The organism is Amycolatopsis sp. NPDC034160 (genome assembly GCF_055575355.1).
This window is the reverse complement of the sequence record NZ_JBVISU010000001.1, coordinates 398,275-416,053: the sequence shown is the minus strand read 5'-3', so window position 1 is coordinate 416,053 and position 17,779 is coordinate 398,275. Positions and strand designations below refer to the sequence as shown.

General features: G+C 68.4%; 14 protein-coding genes. 4 read left to right on the top strand and 10 right to left on the bottom strand.

Features of this window, described 5'->3' with window-relative positions:
• Positions 1–237 precede the first annotated feature (237 nt).
• A complete protein-coding gene (locus ACZ54P_RS01980; RefSeq protein ID WP_465459694.1) occupies positions 238–3,627 on the bottom strand; it encodes a beta strand repeat-containing protein in 3,390 nt (1,129 codons plus the stop codon).
• A gap of 202 nt (positions 3,628–3,829) precedes the next feature.
• Complete coding sequence (locus ACZ54P_RS01975; protein ID WP_465459693.1) at positions 3,830–4,861, bottom strand: hypothetical protein; 1,032 nt, start codon at positions 4,859–4,861, stop codon at positions 3,830–3,832.
• A 279-nt stretch (positions 4,862–5,140) separates the two neighbouring features.
• Here ACZ54P_RS01975 and ACZ54P_RS01970 point away from each other — a divergent pair, with 279 nt between their 5' ends.
• Genes ACZ54P_RS01970 through ACZ54P_RS01960 form a run of 3 tightly spaced genes read left to right on the top strand, consistent with a single transcriptional unit; the run spans position 5,141 to position 8,165 of the window.
• Complete coding sequence (locus tag ACZ54P_RS01970) at positions 5,141–6,346, top strand: AI-2E family transporter (RefSeq protein WP_465459692.1); 1,206 nt, start codon at positions 5,141–5,143, stop codon at positions 6,344–6,346.
• The gene (gene macS, locus ACZ54P_RS01965; RefSeq protein WP_465459691.1) at positions 6,343–7,509 is read left to right on the top strand and encodes a MacS family sensor histidine kinase; all 1,167 of its coding nucleotides are present in this window, start codon (positions 6,343–6,345) and stop codon (positions 7,507–7,509) included. Before ACZ54P_RS01970 ends, macS begins: the two co-directional genes overlap by 4 nt.
• Positions 7,506–8,165: a response regulator gene (locus ACZ54P_RS01960; protein WP_465459690.1), complete on the top strand. Its 660-nt coding sequence runs from the start codon at positions 7,506–7,508 to the stop codon at positions 8,163–8,165. Before macS ends, ACZ54P_RS01960 begins: the two co-directional genes overlap by 4 nt.
• Before the next feature lies 1 nt (position 8,166).
• On the opposite strand, the gene ACZ54P_RS01955 is transcribed toward ACZ54P_RS01960, so the two are convergent.
• Positions 8,167–9,201: a hypothetical protein gene (locus ACZ54P_RS01955; RefSeq protein WP_465459689.1), complete on the bottom strand. Its 1,035-nt coding sequence runs from the start codon at positions 9,199–9,201 to the stop codon at positions 8,167–8,169.
• An 84-nt stretch (positions 9,202–9,285) separates the two neighbouring features.
• Between ACZ54P_RS01955 and ACZ54P_RS01950 the strand changes: the two genes are divergently transcribed.
• Positions 9,286–9,951, top strand: a complete 666-nt coding sequence (locus tag ACZ54P_RS01950; protein WP_465459688.1) for a DUF1707 SHOCT-like domain-containing protein — start codon at positions 9,286–9,288, stop codon at positions 9,949–9,951.
• Here the strand turns inward: ACZ54P_RS01950 and ACZ54P_RS01945 are convergent.
• From ACZ54P_RS01945 to ACZ54P_RS01915, 7 genes are all read right to left on the bottom strand, one after another.
• Positions 9,948–11,369: an MFS transporter gene (locus ACZ54P_RS01945; RefSeq protein WP_465459687.1), complete on the bottom strand. Its 1,422-nt coding sequence runs from the start codon at positions 11,367–11,369 to the stop codon at positions 9,948–9,950. The two genes, ACZ54P_RS01950 and ACZ54P_RS01945, sit on opposite strands and share 4 nt — an antisense overlap.
• A 110-nt stretch (positions 11,370–11,479) precedes the next feature.
• Positions 11,480–13,114, bottom strand: a complete 1,635-nt coding sequence (ptsP, locus tag ACZ54P_RS01940) for a phosphoenolpyruvate--protein phosphotransferase (RefSeq protein WP_465459686.1) — start codon at positions 13,112–13,114, stop codon at positions 11,480–11,482.
• A 68-nt stretch (positions 13,115–13,182) separates the two neighbouring features.
• Positions 13,183–14,043 (bottom strand): ribokinase, encoded by an 861-nt coding sequence (locus ACZ54P_RS01935; protein WP_465459685.1) that lies wholly within the window; start codon positions 14,041–14,043, stop codon positions 13,183–13,185.
• 331 nt (positions 14,044–14,374) lie between these two features.
• Positions 14,375–15,526, bottom strand: coding sequence for a hypothetical protein (locus ACZ54P_RS01930; RefSeq protein WP_465459684.1), 1,152 nt, complete (start codon positions 15,524–15,526; stop codon positions 14,375–14,377).
• Between the two features lie 29 nt (positions 15,527–15,555).
• Positions 15,556–16,752: a WXG100 family type VII secretion target gene (locus ACZ54P_RS01925; protein WP_465459683.1), complete on the bottom strand. Its 1,197-nt coding sequence runs from the start codon at positions 16,750–16,752 to the stop codon at positions 15,556–15,558.
• A 42-nt stretch (positions 16,753–16,794) separates the two neighbouring features.
• Positions 16,795–17,112, bottom strand: a complete 318-nt coding sequence (locus tag ACZ54P_RS01920; protein ID WP_465459682.1) for a hypothetical protein — start codon at positions 17,110–17,112, stop codon at positions 16,795–16,797.
• A gap of 24 nt (positions 17,113–17,136) precedes the next feature.
• Complete coding sequence (locus ACZ54P_RS01915; protein WP_465459681.1) at positions 17,137–17,676, bottom strand: YbaB/EbfC family nucleoid-associated protein; 540 nt, start codon at positions 17,674–17,676, stop codon at positions 17,137–17,139.
• Positions 17,677–17,779 lie beyond the last annotated feature (103 nt).

The following is a 17,779-nucleotide window of genomic DNA, read 5'->3' as shown; positions in this document are numbered from 1 at the left end:
GCAACCGTGGCGTCTTGAGGCTTCCGGTGAGGGGTGGGTCAGGTTGGTCGTGAGTGGCGATTCGGGTTCTCACCCGAATCGCCACTCACGACCCACTGGACCCGCGCCCTGCGGCGTTGTCTGCGTTTGACTTACCCCTCGATAACGACCCGAATCACTCACGACGACAAAAAGCGGGCCCGGGAGTCGCCTCCCGGGCCCGCGTTCTCATTCAGTGGCGTGAGCCGACTGGCAGGTTCACATGGTGTGGAACTTCTTGCCGGTCAGGGTGCCCACGAAACGCTGGAACATGCTCAGCGGCGACGAGTCGGCGTTCGCCAGAGCCGGAACCTGCGCGGTCGGCATCGCCGGGGTGCTGTTCACGCCGGGCAGGGTGCCCGTCGTGTGCAGCTGCACCGGCGGCTTGCCGTCGGTCGGCAGCTGACCCGCGGCGGGCAGCTGGCCCAGGGCAGGCAGCTGGCCGACAGGCAGCTCGCCAACAGCAGGCAGCTGGCCGACAGGCAGCTCGCCAACAGCAGGCAGCTCGCCAACAGCAGGCAGCTGGCCGACAGGCAGCTCGCCAACGGCAGGCAGCTGGCCGACAGGCAGCTCGCCAACAGCAGGCAGCTGGCCGATGGGCAGCTCGCCAACGGCAGGCAGGTCCACCGGCAGCTCACCGGCCGCCGGCAGCGCGGGGAGCTGCGCGACCTTCGGGGCGTCCGCACGAGTGGTGCCGCCGGGCAGCGACGGAACCTTCGGCAGTGCCGGGGTTCCGGGCAGCGCCGGGGTTCCGGGCAGCTCGGGCAGGCCGGACTTCGGCAGCTGGGCCGGAATGGTCCTGAGCTGCTTCAGCGCGGTCTGCCCGGCCATCTGCACCGGGAGGGTCGCCAGCTGGGGACCGTTGGCGCGGGCGCCGGTGGTCGGCAGGATGCCGGCACCGTTCAGCGACGGCACCGCGGGAACCGCGGGGAGGGCGGCCGCACCGAACGGCAGCGTGGGCAGCGCGTCGATCGGCATCTCCGAACCGACCGAGTCGAGGAAGGCGCGGCTGTAGTCCTCGTCGTTGATCTCGGTGAGGTCCGTGCTGGTCGACTCCGCGCTGGCCAGCACCGGGATCTCGTGGCTGTCCAGCGGGATCACGAAGATGAACGGGTGGTGGGCGTTGAACCCGGAAAGGGCATCTCCACTGCCGTCCGTGCTGCTGTCGCCACCGACCTGGCCGAGGGTGACGTTGTCCGACGTGGTCTCCGAAACGCCACCGAGCGCGGCGATCGCGTTGCCGAACAGCTTGCCGTCCGCGGCGGCCGGGAGGTCGAGGATGTTGCCCGACAGCGATCCGTCGAGGCCCGAGGTCTCGACGTCCCCACCCGAGGTGGCATCGATGGTGTCGGTGCTCCGTGCGGTCGCGGTGCCGACGGCCGAAACCGCGTCGTGCGCGAACGGCACCAGCGGCAGGAGCTGCGGGCCGACGATGTTGCCCGCGGCCGCTCCGCCGTCACCGTTGGTGGTGGCGTCGCCGCCCGCCGTCGAAACGACGTCGTTGACGCTGGTGCCCTCGGCGATGCCCGCACCGGCCACGCCGTGACCCGTGATCGGGACCGCGCCACCGATGGGCGACTGGACGATGTTGCCCGCCAGGGTGCCTTCTTCACCGTTGGCGGTGGCGTCGCCACCCGCGTTGGAGTCGGTCAGGTTCGAGCCGGAGCCCGAAGCGATCCCGCCGAGCACCGCCGCGAAGTTGTGCGCCTGGACCGGCAGGGAGACCGGACCGTAGACCAGGTTGCCCGCGCCCGCGCCACCGTCACCGGTCGCGTGGACATCGCCACCAGCGTTGGAGGTGGTGTCACCGTCAGCGGCGCCGTGGCCCTGACCGATGAGCGCGCCACCGATCCCGAAGGCCTGCAGCGGCAGCGAAATCGGCACAGTGCCCAGGTTGGAGCTCAGGAAACCGTTGTCGTCGTCGGTGTTACCGCCGCCGCCGCCGGAGATGACCTTGGTCTCGTCGACGGAGCCGGAGCCCTGGCCGATGAAGGAGCCACCGACGCCGAAGACCTCGACCGGAGCCGCGACCGGGACCTGGACGATGTTGCCCGAACCGGACGAGCCGTCGCCCGTGGTGCCGTCATACCCGCCGGCGGTCACGGTCTTCGTCTCGGTCGCCTGGGCGACGGCCTGGCCGAGGTGCGAGCCACCGACGCCGTAGACCTCGGGGGCCAGCGCGGCCTGGGTGTTGACGATGTTGCCGGCGAGGGTGGAGTCCTCACCGGTGGTGTGGCTGCCGTTGCCGGCGTTCGCGTCGACGGTGTTGTCGCACGACGTGGCGTTGGCGTTGCCGATGTAGGTGCCCGCGATGCAGGTCGCCTCGACGGGGGCGGCCACCGCCGGGTCGATGATGTTGCCGCCGCCCGCGGAACCTTCGCCCGCGGAGCTGACGAATCCACCGGCGTCGACGGCGCTGGACTGGCTGGTACCGCCCTCGGTGCCGGTGTTCGCGAGGCCGATCCAGCTGGCGGCCACGCCGCCGACGTTGGCGACGTCCGCGGTCTGCGGCACGACCGCGTTGCCCGCGAGGAACGAGTCTTCGCCCTCGGTCTGCACGTAGCTGGGGACGTTGCTCCAGCCGGGCGTGGTGTCGCCCGCCGTCGCGTCGGCGGAGGAGCTGCTGTTGGAGTTCGCGAGCGAACCCCACGCGGCGGCCGCGTTGTCGTTGACCTTCACCGGCAGGGCGATCGGCGCCGCGACGACGTTGCCGCCGATCGAGGAGTCGTCACCGTCGGTCTCGATCCAGCCGCCGGAGGTGGCGTCGGTCTCGGCCTCGTAGCCGGAGCTGTTGGCGTTGCCGAGGATCCAGGACGCGGCGTTGCCGGTCACCTGGACCGGGGTGGCGAACTGACCGGCCACGACGTTGCCGGAGGTGGCGGAGCCCTCGCCGTCGGTCGTGATGTTGCCGGTCTCGGTGGTGCTCTGGTTGGCGGAGCCGCCGACCACGCGGCCGGTGCCGCCGGCGAGCCCGCCGCCGTTGCCGGCGATCTGCACGGGCAGTGCCCAGTCGAGGGACACGACGTTCCCGGCGAGGCTGGAGTCCTCACCGGTGGTCTCGATGTCCTGATTGTGCGCCCAGGTCTGCTGGTGGCTTCCACCCTCGACCTCGGCGTCGCCGAGCACGCCGATGGCGTTGTCGACGATCTGGATCGGGACGACGACGTCGCCGACGATCTTGTTGCCCTTGAGGATGTCGTCCGTGGTGGTGAATCCACCCGGGGTCAGTCCGCCGCTGAGCTGAGGGGCGGGCTCACCCTTGGCCAGCGGGGCGGGGATGGCGCCGGTGGTGGGAAGGCTGGGGAGCCCTCCGCCGATGCCGTCGATGCCGCTGCTGGGCGAAGAAGCCGAGGCGAGCGCCTCGGGGACGGGCTTGGTGACGGTCTTGGTGCTGACCTCACCCTCGTAACCGGGCAGGTCGACCTGGCCGAGAGGCATGCCGATGGCGTTGTTGTCGATCTCGATGGGAACGGTGACGTTCGCGTCGAGGGGAGAGGCAGGGATGTCGGGGTTGACCTGTTCGTCAGCCGAAGCGATGCCAGTGCCCAGCATCAACAACCCACCCGTGACCAACGCGGTCTGGAGTCCGCGCTTTGCCCAGGATTGCATGGGGTTTGTCTCCTTCATTTCGGGTTCCCTTTCGGGTTCGAGGAGGTGCTCGCGACGAAGCGTCGGGAAGCACCAGAGGGGGTGGAACGAATGCGGGCGCACAAAAGCGCACCGCCGTGTCGCGGGGATCAGGAGCGGACGCGAAGCCAAGCCCGGAATCGGGAGGCGTAGGGCGCGTCGGCTACCCCGCGGAAGGAGGTGTTCAGTCGGGAGTGACGCCGGGCTGCGCGCCCGGGGTGAGCGGCATGTACCGCGTACCGGCCAGCGTGGTGCCGGCCAGCGAACGCTCGATGGCGGAGGCGACCCAGGCCGGAACGCCATAGGTCAGGCCGTCGAGGTGACCACCGGGGGCGGTGCCGCCGCCGGGGACAGTCGGGATGGACGGCGCGACGGGAAGCTGCGCCGGGGAAAGCGGACGCGGGAAGTCACCGCGGTGACCGTCACGCGAAGGAGAGTTCTCGTCCTGACCGGCGACGGCTCCGTGCTGCTGGACGAACGCCGGCGTCGGGAGAACGGTCTCGGTGAAAGCGGGGAACTGAGTCGTGGCCAGCTGCGCGAAGTCGGTGACCTGGTCGCCTGCCCCGCCGGTCTCCAACGGGGACCTCGGGTCGAGGGGAACGCCGCCGACCGGGAGCTCCGGGAGGAGGTCGCCGTGCCCGCGCGGGTCGAGGAAGTCCCAGACCTTGCGGCCGAAGTCCTGTGCCTCGGGCGTTCCGGCGATCGTCTCGTCGAGCACCTGGCGGGTGTCCTGCGGCTTGCGCACGATGTGCTCGACAGCCCCGAGGGTCCGCTCGGTGGGGGTGATGACCGCGTTGTCCGCGAAATCGGTGACGGCGTCGCTGACGCGAGTGGACACTTCGTGCTCGTCGGCACGGAGGGCGCCGCAGTGGTGCTTCGCGGACGCGGGCTTGTCCTCGGCCGGCATCGACCACGTGGTGGCTTCCTGGTGCCGGTTACCGCACATCGCACCGGCGACGTCGCCCGCGAACTTCGAACTACCGCGCGAGACGTCGGTCAGGCCGGCCGCGGTGGCGTCGGTGAACGGGGTGACGCTCGTTTCGGGAGTGGAGATCACCGGTGCGGAGGGAACGACGTCGGCGGAAGCGGAAGCGCCGGAAACGACCCAGGCCGCGGCCGAACCGGCGACAGCGCCGCCGAGCACGAACAGCGCCCGCGAAGCGAGACGGCCGAAGCGCGCCGCGCCCCGCCTCTCGTTCTTCGCCGCGTTCGTCACTCAGTCTCCTGCTCGCCTGGGTGTTCCGGTTCGTCGTTGCGGGACCGACATAAGCAAAGTGCGGAAGGCCCGCGCGACTTCGAAGCACCTTGATGGCACGATCGTGTGAAGAACACAGGGTGTAGCCCATGATCACGATCGGTGATCGTTCCAGGCGAGACCCTGTTACTCGTGAGTCGATCATGCGGCGGTGTGTCAAGCGTCGCTTCGGGCGAATCAACCCCTGGCGCGTTGCCCGGAATGCTCAAGAACGTCGCCCCGGACCGATACGGTGTGCGCGTGAGCGAGCCCCAGCGCAAGCAGCCGGAATTCGACCCGGCGAACCCCTTCCTTTCCGAATCGACCGAAGACGTCTCCGCTCTGGTCCCGCGCGGTCTGCGGATCGGCGCGGCGCTGGCGTGGCGCTTCATCGTGGTGATCGCCGCGCTGTACGTCATCGTGTTCCTGATCGGCTACCTGTCGGTGGTCGTCATCCCGCTGTCGATCGCGCTGCTGCTGGCCGCGCTGCTCGCGCCGGCGGTCTCCAAGCTGATGACGCTGAGGTTCCCGCGCGGGCTCGCGGCCGGGATAGTGCTGATCGCCGGGCTGGCGGTACTCGGCGGGCTGCTGACGTTCGTCGTCGCGCAGTTCTCCTCCGGTCTGCCGGAATTGCAGAAGCAGCTGACGGAGAGCCTTAACCAGATCAAGGTGTGGCTCATCGACGGCCCGCTGCACCTGCGCCAGGAGCAGATCCAGGAGTTCATCAACCAGGCGATCGGCTTCCTGCAGAACAACCAGGCGTCGATCACCACCACGGCGCTCACCACGGCGGGCACCGTCGGCGAGATCGTCACCGGTTTCATCCTGACCCTGTTCATCCTCATTTTCTTCCTCTCCGGCGGCGACGGGATCTGGAAGTTCCTCGTCCGCGGCGTGCCCGGCCGGGTGCGCAACCGGGTCGACGTCGCCGGGCGGCGCGGATTCGCGTCGCTGGTCAGCTACGTGCGCGCGACGGCGGCGGTGGCCGTTGTCGACGCGGTCGGCATCGGCATCGGGCTGGCGATCGTCGGCGTGCCGCTGGTGATCCCGCTGGCGACGCTGGTCTTCCTCGGCGCGTTCATCCCGATCATCGGCGCCGTGATCGCCGGCGCGGTGGCCGTGCTGATCGCCTTGGTGACGAAGGGCGTCGTCGGCGCGCTGATCGTGCTGGCCATCGTCATCGGCGTCATGCAGCTGGAGAGCCACGTGCTGCAGCCGATCCTGCTCGGCCGCGCGGTCAAACTGCACCCGCTCGCGGTGGTGCTCGCGATCACCGCGGGCCTCGTCACCGCCGGGATCGCGGGCGCGCTGCTCTCGGTGCCGCTGCTCGCGGTGCTCAACGCCGGGATTCGATCGCTCCTGCACGAACACGATCCCGATCCGGCCGAGGTCGACGTCCTCAAGGATCAGGCGGCGCAGCCGAACGATCCCGGCTCGCCGGATGAAGAGGTCAAAGCCAAGCCGTGACCGAAACCCCGCTCTGGCGCGCTGTCTCGGCACTGGACACGCGGGACCCGGCCACTCCGCTGTGGCGCGGGGTGATCGTGCTTCGCGCGGCGACACTGCTCTTCGCGCTCGGCTCGTTCGTCGTCCACTACGACGGTTACGCGAAGCAGTGGCTGGCGTGGGCCGCCTTCGGTGCGATGGTGGTGTGGACGGTGGTCAGCAGCGTGTTCTACGCGCGGCCGTCGAGCCGCTGGCCGTGGCTGGTCGGCGTCGATCTCGCGCTGACCGTGATCCTCATGTTCACCTCGGCGTGGATTTTGTCCACCGCGCAGTTCGACGCCAACACTCCGCTCATCACGACGGTGTGGGCGGCGGTCCCGCCCGCGGCCGCCGGGACGCGGTTCGGCGCGCTCGGCGGGGTACTCGCCGGGCTGGTGGTCTCGGTGGTCACCGGGCTGGTGCGCTGGCGGTTCGACGTCGACGTCGCGCGGGACGGCTTCCTGCTGACCGCGAGCGGGTTCGTGATCGGGCAGGCCGCGACCATGGCGCGAAGGTCCGCGGACGCGCTGACCAGGGCGTTGCGCATGGAGGCCGCGACGGCCGAACGGGAGCGGCTCGCCCGCTCCATCCACGACAGCGTCCTTCAGGTGCTGGCGCGGGTGCGCAAACGCGGTGCCGAGTTCGGCGGAGAAGCCGCGGAACTGGCGAAACTGGCGGGCGAACAGGAGATCGCGCTGCGCGCGCTGGTCACCACCGAGCCGACGCGGCCGAGCGCGAACGGCACCACCGATCTCCGGGCCGCCCTCCAGTTGCTCGCGACCCCGTCGGTGCAGGTCTCGACACCGGCGGGCGAGGTTCAGCTGCCCGAGCACGTGACCACGGAACTCGTGGCGGTGGCGCGCGAAGCGCTGTCGAACGTGGAGAAGCACGCCGGTCCCGAGGCGCACGCCTGGGTGCTGCTGGAGGATCTCGGCACCGAGGTCGTGATCAGCGTTCGTGACGACGGTCCCGGAATCGCGCCCGGGGTGATGGAACGCGCGAGCGCCGAAGGACATCTAGGTATCGCGGAGTCCATCAAGGGCCGCGTGCGGGATCTGGGCGGAAGCGTCGCCCTCGACACCGCGCCGGGCCAGGGCACGGAATGGGAAGTCAAGGTTCCAGTCGCGGCGAGGGGAAAGCGATGACCGGTGCACCCGGAGTGTCGGTGATGGTGGTCGACGACCATCCGATGTGGCGCGACGGCGTCGCGCGCGACCTGACCGAGCACGGCTTCGACGTGCGGGCCACCGCGCCGGACGCGCCCGCCGCGGTCCGGATCGCGCGGACGGTCCGGCCGGACGTCGTGCTGATGGACCTCAACCTCGGTGAGACGTCGGGCGTCGACGCGACCCGCGAGATCACCACGGAACTGCCGTCGACGAAGGTGCTGGTCCTGTCGGCGAGCGGCGAGCACAGCGACGTCCTCGAAGCGGTCAAAGCCGGCGCGTCCGGCTACCTGGTGAAATCGGCCTCGGCAAGCGAACTGGTGGACGCGGTCAAACGGACCGCCGCCGGGGATCCGGTGTTCACCGCCGGGCTCGCCGGACTCGTGCTCGGCGAATACCGCCGCATGGCCGACGCGCCCGACGGCGGGCCCGCACCACCGCGGCTGACCGAACGCGAGACCGACGTCCTGCGGCTGGTCGCGAAGGGGATGACGGCGCGGCAGATCGCCGAGAAACTCGTGCTGTCGCATCGGACGGTGGAGAACCACGTCCAGTCGACACTGCGGAAACTCCAGCTGCACAACCGCGTCGAACTCGCCCGCTACGCCATCGAGCACGGGCTCGACGAGGAGTGACTCAGCCCTGGGCGACGGTCACCACCGACCGGTTCCGCTCGGCGGGCAACGGCGTTTTGCCGACAGTCCAGTGTGGACGATCCAGCCGCCAGGTCGCGACGACATCGGTGGTCAGCACCAGAGCGTCGTCCTCGGTCCATTCGATCGCGATCTGCTTGAGCGGGGTCGCGATCGGCATCGAGGGTGCCCGGGTCCAGGTCAGCGTGTCGAGAGCGAGCACCCAGACGTCGGCGGTCTGCGTCGCCGTCCCGGCCCATGCCGGGTCGCCGAACAGCACGGCGACCTGGTAGCCGTCGCGGCTCGGCACCACCGGTCCCGGCGTGCCGTTGGTCACCGGCCGCTCGACCGGGGTGCGTTGATCGTTGCGCAGGTCGAGCACGGAGAACTTGGTCAGCTCGGCGAGCAGCATCCGGTCCTTGGTGACCGCGAGCACCCGAGGGAACTGGTGCACGGCGCGGCCGGTGGCCGGGTCGATCAGCACGTCCTCGGCACTGGACGTCCCGCTGTTCACCGTGATCAGCAGTCCCTTCGGCACTTCTCGGCGCACGGCCGTCGTACAGCTCGCCGGACGGCCGCGATCCCCTTCGACGCCGAGCAGAGAGACGTACTGGAGACGGCAGAGGTCGTCGCCGTCGTCGCGGATCAGCCAGACACCGGTTTCGTCGGCCGACGGGGCGACACTGCGCGCTTTGCCCAGCCGCCAAGGCTGGTTCTTGGGATTCCCGTAGACGAGCACCTCCGACGGCTCCAGGCACGATGGCCCGCAACGGGCGGCCGACAGCACGACCGGGAACTTGCCGACCCGGACGACGTCGTTGACCCTGTCCCCGCCCGGAGCACCCGGAAGCGGAGTGGTGACGCCGGTGGCGGGATCGAGGATCGAAGGCGGCGAAGTCGCCATGACGAGCCGGAAACCGCTGTAGTCCACCGGTTCGCCTTCGATTCGCGACGGCGGTGGAGCGGTGGACTCGGGGGAATGTGGCGTCGGGCCGGCCTTCACCGGACTGCATGCGGCCAGGAGAAGGAATGCCGCCATCAGGGCGGCACCGGGAAGAAATGCGGGTCTGTTCAGGGTATTTCCCCGATCTCGCGCGTGAGATCCGGTTCTACCATTCCAGACATGGGCGAGGAAGAGCAGTCGACGACCGAGACCAAGCCGTTGAGCGGACGGGACATCCGGGTCTCGGACGCGGAACGCGAACACGTCGTCGAAGTACTGCAGAAGGCGATCGGCCTCGGAATGCTGAACCTCGACGAGTTCACCGAGCGGACCGACCGCGCCCTCGCGTCCAGGACCCGCGGTGAGCTGAACGCGGTCCTCACGGATCTGCCGGGCCTGGTGCACCCCGAAGCGGGAATGGTGCCGCGTCAGCAACAGAACCCGTGGACACCGCCGCCACAGCAGTACGCCTACGGGCCGCCGTCCGGGCAGGCCATGGAACTCAACGGCAAGTACTCGGCGTTGCAGCGCGACGGGAACTGGCTGGTCCCGGAGGCGATGGTGATCCGGAACAAGTACGGCGCCACCAAACTGGACTTCTCCCAAGCGGAGATCCGGTATCCGGTGGTGTACATCGAACTACAGGTCAAATGGGGTTCGGTGGAGATCACCATCCCCGAGAACGGTGCCGTCGACACCAACTCGATCACCGACATCAAGTTCGGCAGCCTCGACGACCGGACCGGCTCGAACGGCCGCCCCGGCACGCCCCGGCTCGTCATCACCGGGCGCGTGCACGGGGGGACATTGATCATCAAGCACCCGCGACGGGGCTTCTTCGGTTAGTCGGTACCGACCGGGCGCACGTGCCGCAGGTGCCTGAGCACGAAGTACGCGACCGCCGCCAGCACCAGCGCGGCCAGCGCGGACACCGCGTGCATCCCGGTGGCGAAGGCGTCGTGCGCGGGGACCGCGTCGGCGAGCTGGGCCTGCGTGACCGCGTTGCCCAGCGTCCCGACGGTCGCGATGCCCAGCGCGTAGCCGAACTCGTTGCCGGTCTGCGACAACGAGGCCGCCGAACCGGCCTTCTCCGGCGGCACGGAGCCGACGACCAGATCCGTGCCGAGGGTGACCAGCGGACCGCCGCCCAGGCAGGTGATGGCGAACGCGATCGACGGCAGCACCGGACCGGCGCCCGCCTCGACCTGCGTCAGCAACAGGAATCCGGCGATCGCGCCTGCCAGCCCGCCGGCGATCAGGGTCGAGGGACGGAAGCGGCGGGCGAGGATCGGCGCGGTCAGGAAGCCGACGGTCGACGCGAGCATGCCCGGCAGCAACGCCAGCGCGGCGCCGACCGGTGAAAGCTCCAGGACGATCTGGAAGAACTGCGCGACGAACAACATCGTCGTGCCACCCAGCATGGTGAACGCGCACATCCCGCCCAACGCCGTCGTGAACGCGCGGCCGCGGAAGAGCTTCAGATCGATCAGCGGGTCGGCGAGGGTCCGCTGACGGCGCACGAAGACCACGCCGAAGCCGAGGCCGATCAGGAGCGAAGCCACCGGGACCACGTGCACGCCTTCACGGGCGAGTTCCTTGATGCCGTAGACCGCGGGCAGGATCGTGACCAGCGAAAGCGCGATGCTCGGCAGGTCGATGTGGCCGGCGTTCTCGTTGCGGTATTCGGGCAGGAACTTCGGTCCGACGACGAGCAGCAGGACCATCGCGGGCACGCCGAGCAGGAACACCGAACCCCACCAGAAGTGCTCCAGCAGCACGCCGCCGACCATCGGGCCGGCGATCGCGCCGACGATGAAGCAGCCTGCCCAGATACCGATCGCGAGCGAACGCTGACGGCTGTCGAGGAAGAGGTTGCTGATCAGGGCGAGCGTCGAGGGCGCCAGCGTCGCACCGGCGATACCGAGGACCGCGCGGGCACCGATGAGCATCAGCGCGCTGGTCGAGAAGGCGGCCAGGACGGACGCCAACCCGAACGCCGTGGCGCCGATCAGCAGCAGCCTCCGGCGGCCGATGCGGTCACCGAGGGTCCCCATGGTGACCATGAAGCCGGCGATCATGAAGCCGTAGACGTCCATGATCCACAGTTGCTGAGTGCTGTCGGCGCCGAGGCTCTGGCTGAGCTTCGGCAGCGCGAGGATCAGGACGAAAACGTCGAGGGAGACCAGGAAGGTGGGCAGGGCCAGCACGGCCAGCCCGACCCACTCCCGGCGTCCCGCCCGCGTCGGGGTCATGGTGGTCGTCATGGTCCGGTCCTTTCGTCGTCTTGGCTGTCTTCACCAAGGCGTCGAACCCGTGGACCGGATTTCGACATGCCCCCTGATCTTTTTCGGATCGGGGGAGCAAGGGACCTTTGCTATCGCTTGGCGGCCGCCGCGCGTGCCTCGGCCGGGTCCGCCGTGGCCAGGACGGCCTCGGCGAGCGCCTCGCATTCGGCGAGTGTCGTGGCGGCCAGGCTCGCGCCGACCGCGCGCACGGCGGGCGCGTTCATCGACAGGCTGGTCAGACCGAGCCCGGCCAGTACCAGCGCGAGCCGCGGATCGGCCGCGGCCTCACCGCAGACTCCGGCGGGCTTGCCGGTGTCCTTGGCGGCCTGGCCGATGACCTTGAGCAGGCGCAGCAGTCCGGGCTGCCAGGGATCGTTGAGCTTGGCGACCGCGCCGAGCTGGCGATCGGCGGCGAAGGTGTACTGCGCGAGGTCGTTGGTGCCGACGGACACGAAGTCGACCGCGTCGAGGATCTCGCGAGCGGTCAGCGCGGCGGCCGGGATCTCGATCATCACCCCCGCGCGGGTGATACCGGCGGCACGGACCCGCTCGGCGAACCAGGCGGCCTCGGCGGCGGTGGCGACCATCGGCGCCATCACCGAAACCTCGGCGCCGGAATCCTGCGCGGCACCCGCGATGGCTTCGAGCTGGCGGTCGAGGATCTCGGGCCGGTCGAACGCGACACGAAGGCCGCGTACGCCGAGCGCCGGGTTCGGCTCGACCTCGGGCTCCAGGAAGGCGAGAGGCTTGTCGGCGCCCGCGTCGAGCGTGCGGACGACGACCGGCTTGCCGCGGAACGGCGAGAGCACGGCGGTGTAGGCCTTGCGCTGCTCTTCGACGCTCGGCTCGGCGGAGGCGTCGAGATAGCAGAACTCGGTGCGGAACAGGCCCACACCTTCCGCACCCGCTTCGGCCGCGGCCTGGGCGTCGGTGGCGGAACCGACGTTGCCGAGCACCTTCACCCGGTGGCCGTCGGCGGTCGCACCGGTGCCGTTCCAGTCGATCGCGCCGGCCTTGGCGGCCGCGACGACCTCGGCGCTGGGGTCCGCGAGCTCCACCACACCGGTGTCACCGTCCACCGCAAGCGCTTGCGCGTCGAGCGCGAGGATCCCGCGCACCGCGACGACGGCCGGAATGCCGAGCGCGCGGGCGAGGATGGCGGTGTGACTGGTGGGGCCGCCCTCTTCGGTGACGAGCGCGAGCACCTTGTCCGGATCGAGTCCGGCGGTGTCGGCGGGAGCGAGGTCGCGCGCGACGAGCACACTCGGCGAAGCCAGCTCAGGAACGCCAGGAGGCGCGATGCCGAGCAGTTCGGCGACGAGCCTGTCGCGTACGTCGCGGACATCTCGGGCCCGCTCGGCCATGTAGCCGCCCGCGGCCGCGAGCGCTTCGGCGAACTTCTCCGCCGCCTCGTGCACCGCACGGGGGGCTGGCAGGTTCTGAGCCTTGACCAGCGCCTCCGCCGAGGAGACGAGAGCCGGGTCCGCCGCCATGGCCGCGGTGGTGATCAGGATCGTCGCGGCTTCGCCGGTCGCGGTCTCGGCCTGCTTCTCGAGCCGGGCCGCCACGATCTGGGCGGCCGGTTCGATCCGGGCGGCCTCGCCGGCGGGATCGGCGGGCGCCGGTGTGCTCGCGGGTTCGCCGAGGGGTTCGGCGACTCGGACGACAGGACCGCTCGCGCGGCCGGGACTGACGGCGACCCCGGTCAGTGACTCAGACGGCATGGTCTAGACCATATCTCATAGGCGGCGTGACCTGGCTCATAGCCAACAGCACAACACAGAAGAAGACTTCATTCCAGTTCGGACGCCTTCGGATACGAAGGCTGAGCGCCTTGCCGCGTCACGGTGATCGCAGCGACCTTCACTGCCCTATGCGCCGCGTCGGCCAGCTCCTCGCCCTTCGCGAGCGACGTGGCGAGCGCACCCGCGAAGGCATCCCCGGCACCCGTCGTATCGACGGCGTCGACCTTCGGCGAGGCCACCTCGACCACACCGTCCGCGGTCACCACCGCCGCGCCCTTCGCGCCGAGCGTCACGACGGCGGCCTTCGGACCGAGGTCGAGCAGCTTGGGGAAATCCGCTTCGCCACCGAGAAGGAAAGCTGCCTCGTGCTCGTTGACCAGCAGGACGTCGAGGTTCTGCAGTGTCTTCGCGGAAAGCTCGGTCGCTGGCGACAGGTTCAGCAGCGTCCGAACCCCGGCCTCGGCCGCCTTCGCGACGGCGTGCTCGACCGTCTCGAGTGGAATCTCGAGCGACAACACCACGATCTCGGCGCCATCGAGGTCGACGTCCTCGGGCCGCAAACTGGAATTGGCACCCGGCGAGACGAGAATCGAGTTCTCGCCGTCGGGCGTCACGGTGATGTACGCGATGCCGGTCGGACGCTCGCTGGTGCGCAACGGGCCCGTGTTCACCCCGGACTCGGCCAGCGACCGCTTGAGCAGTTCGCCGTACGGGTCGTCGCCGACCGCCCCGAGCAGCGCGACGTCGGCCCCGAGCCGAGCCGCGGCGACCGCTGTGTTGGCTCCTTTGCCACCCGGCGACAAGGCCGTGTCGCCACCGAGTACGGTTTCGCCACCCGCAGGTCGCCGGTCGACCGGGACGACAAGATCGGCGTTGGCGGAACCGATGACCAGTACCTGAGAAGTCATGGAGGAAACGATCCCATGACCAGTTGTTGTCCGGCGATGTCCCCACCGTCGGCGAAGATGTGAAGAACTTTGTAACTTTCCCGGTGCCTGATGCGACAATCAGGCGAGTAGCGGAACGCCGTCACTCTTTCGGGGGATAACCTTCCCCCGGACGTCACTTCGGCGAACACCACCGCTCTTCAGATGCGTTGCCGCGTTCACGCGGTGACGTTGCCCCGATCCCGGCGCGAGCCGAGGTCGAGGCATCGGGTCGCCGGCGTCGATCACGTAGCCCCCCGAGTGATCGGCGCCGGCGGCGCCCCGCTTCGTCGTTCGGCGGCAGCGGGGGCCGTCAGCTCGCAACGGCCGTCTCCCGGAACTCCACGCGTTCGGATTTCCGCATGCCGGTTTCGAGCTCACGACGCGCGTTCGCGGAAAACGGCCTGCCCAACCGGTACCAACCGCCTTCGAGAATTCCGGACTCGGCGTTGTACGGATCGCTCCTGGTCAGCTCCGCCAAACGCGGGTGACGAATCGCGAACATGTCCGAACTCGGCAGAAAATCCAAGTAGATGGAGCCGTGATCGACCCCCCACCGGACCGCGTCGATCTCGTGCCACCACACCCCTACGAACGTGCCGTAAGTTCGGAAGTAGAAGCCCCGAGGCCCAAGCTCGAGCACGACCTTCCTCTTCTTCTCATGCGTTGCACCTTCCAGCCCTTCGACCACCATGGTCACCGCGAAGAGCGCGAAGAGCACCACGAACGCGATCACCCGCACCACAGTGCCCGCGGTCGCTGCGGCGACGACCAAGGCACAGACCTCAATCGTCAGGGACACGAACCGGAAGACCCACATCTTGCGCTTGTCCCAGCCGTTCACGTGGATCTTCACCGTGTCCTCCACGACTTCGAGGGCTTCCTCTCGGGCCGTGGTCACCACCGGTTCATCAGGCACAGTCCGCACAGCGGTGTTGTCGTCCTCGACCGCGACATCCACGTACCTGACCAGAAGTGGCAACAACGACTCCACGTCGCGAGGCCTGAGGTCGATATCCGAGACCTGGAGATCTCCGTCGGGCTCACGGGCGAAACCCGCGGCTTGCGCATCGAAGTTCGCTCCCGGTCGAATGATCAGGGTGAAATCGTCAGCTCGACGACTGTATTGGGTGTACTCGCGGAACTTGAGGCTCAAGCAGACTTTTTCGATGTCTTCCCACCGGGCGACCCATGCCACCACACCGTTTTTGATGCGAATGATCCCGGTCGGTTCGAAGATCAGCTCGTCAGCGGGCGGAGGGGTGCGGTAGTTGCGGAACTCGATGGTTCCGCAGTAGATGAAAACCGCGCAGAGCACTCCGGCGACGATGCGTACAGCCGGTTTGTAGTCGCCGAACACCCCGAAGGCCATGACCGCGGCCAAGGTGCCGAACAGAACGACGAGCACCAGGTGACCGACGACCCCCGGCGTCCGCGAGATCACCACCAACCGATCGTCTGTCACTTCGAATTCCTATCGAGTCGCTGGCAGCTCTAGAGAGAACCTGAGATTCGCTGGCCGCCCTGCTGGTCGAAGATCGGCGCCTCGGCGGCCGCGTCTTCCCGTTCGGCTGAGGTCTGCGGGGCTCCGGTCGCACTGTACGGACCCATGACCCCGGCAGAAGACGGTGCTTTCCTGCTCGGTGGTTCCTCATCCTCACCGAGCACGTCTCCGGTCGTCTCGTCGATCTTCTTCCCGATGAACTTCCGTTTTTCTTTTGTCAAGTTCGACTGGAATTCCTCGCCGTAGCGGTCCTGGAGCCTGCCGGTCAGGTTTTCCTTCGCCTGAGACAGGTTTTCGGTGAGACTCTTGTCCTTGGCCGTGTTCTCCAAGCCGAAGATGTGCTTACGCGACTCGGGCAAGTCCTTCCTCGCCTCAGCGACCTTCGATGCGAAAGTAGTGGTCTCCCCAGCGCCGTCGACCGCGTTCTTCCCGCCACCGGTGAACTTCTTCAGCGCCTTCGGCGTCAAGGCATCCTTGATCTTGTCGAAACCGTCGGTGAGACGTTTGAAGAGGCCCTTCGCCTTGTCGAAGGCCTTGGTAAGCTTCTTGATCCAGTCAAGGCACCGGCGGGCGTAGCTGATGGCCTTCGGGGTTCCTTCCGCGGCGATACCGGCAGGCATCGCCGGCCCGGGATAACGCATCGCGATACTCACGAGCTTCCCGAGGCACTCCGAAATCAAGTCCCGGACGATGGTCCGTACGACCGCGAGGATCATCTTGCAGACACTGACCAAGGTCCCGATGGAGTTCGCGCCCGAGGCTATGCCCGCGTACAGGTCGGCGCGATTCTTCGCGAAGGCTCGGTAGGCATCCGCAGCTTCACCGGTCCAATTCGCACTGTCGCGCTCCGTGGCCTTATTGAGGTCTTCACTGACTGATTCGAGTTCTTTCCCGATGTTCTCCCAAGTCCCGATCATGTTGTCCAGCGCGACCTGATCACCGACTAGCCAGTCCAGTGGTTCACGGAGAAACGGGACGTGCTCGATGATCCAACCGAAGGCCGACGCCGCCAGCGTCCCGAGCGGATCGGCTACGAGATCGGCCAGGCCACTCACGCCGTTGACCAAGTTCGCCAAACCTTCCGCCCAGTCGCCACTCGCGATCTTGGCGCCGGTGTCCCAAAAGTCTTGGAGGATTCCCGCACCTTCGAGCGAGCTCTCATCCTCAGCGGCGTCGGTCTTGATCAAAGGATTGGGGCCCTGTGCCGCGACGGGGGTTTCTGCCATCGGTCAGTCCTCCACCTTGAAGAGGCTCTTGAACTCGTCCTCCTGCATTTGTTTCCTCTGTTGCCAGGTGTGCACACGATCGGCATGGTCCGCCGAGGCTTCGACAGCGGACTCGATCGCGCTCCTCGCCAGGCTCTGGACGGTGGCGCAGATCGCGGCAAGGGGAATTCCGACCAAGCCGAACGCTTCATCACCCATTGCCGCGTCTGCCGCGGACCCGGTTAGCGCGACTCGCTGCCCCAAGTAATCGATTGTGTTGCGATGCGCGGCGAGCTCCGCAGGATCGACCCTGAAGCCCTGATCCCCTTGTGGCTGCCCCATTGTTCCCCTCCCTCAAGTACCCGCTCAGCGCAGGAAGTCGCCGCCGGTGAAGTAGTCGTCCTCGTGGTCCGTCTGCTGCCTGCGCGCGGCGTGAGGCGGGGCGGGAGGCGCAGGCGGCTTGGGGGCGGCAGGGGGAGGCGGGGCGTCGAGTTCGTCTTCGGCGACGAAGCGGTCGTCTTCGTCCACTTCCCGGTGACCGCCCTCGACGAAGCCTGTCGGCTCGGGCTCCGGGTACTCGTTGTGCAGCTGGTTGACCAGTTCGTCCATGGTCTCGGTGCCCGCGATGGACGGGACGCCGGTCTGCACCGCGCTCGCCAGCTTGCTCTGGGCACTTTGGACGACGCGGAGGATCTCCTGCGCGAGCGCCGGGTTGTCCCGCGCCGAGGGGCCGATCTCCAGCCCCACCAGGTTCCCGGCGTGGTTGACCTTGACCGAGATCTGGCCGTCCTTGCTGCGTTCGGACACGGAGACGCTTTCGATCTCGGTCCGCATCTGATTCGCTTTTCGCTGGGCGTCGACCAGCTTGGCCTCGAAATCAGCGAAGAGCTGCTCAGGGTTCGACACGCGAACCTCCCCTGTTCACGTCGTAGCCATTCGGCGACCGAGTGTGGCATATCCGTCTGACATCGGGGAACGTTTCCCGCGCATCCGCACCCCGGTCGTGTGG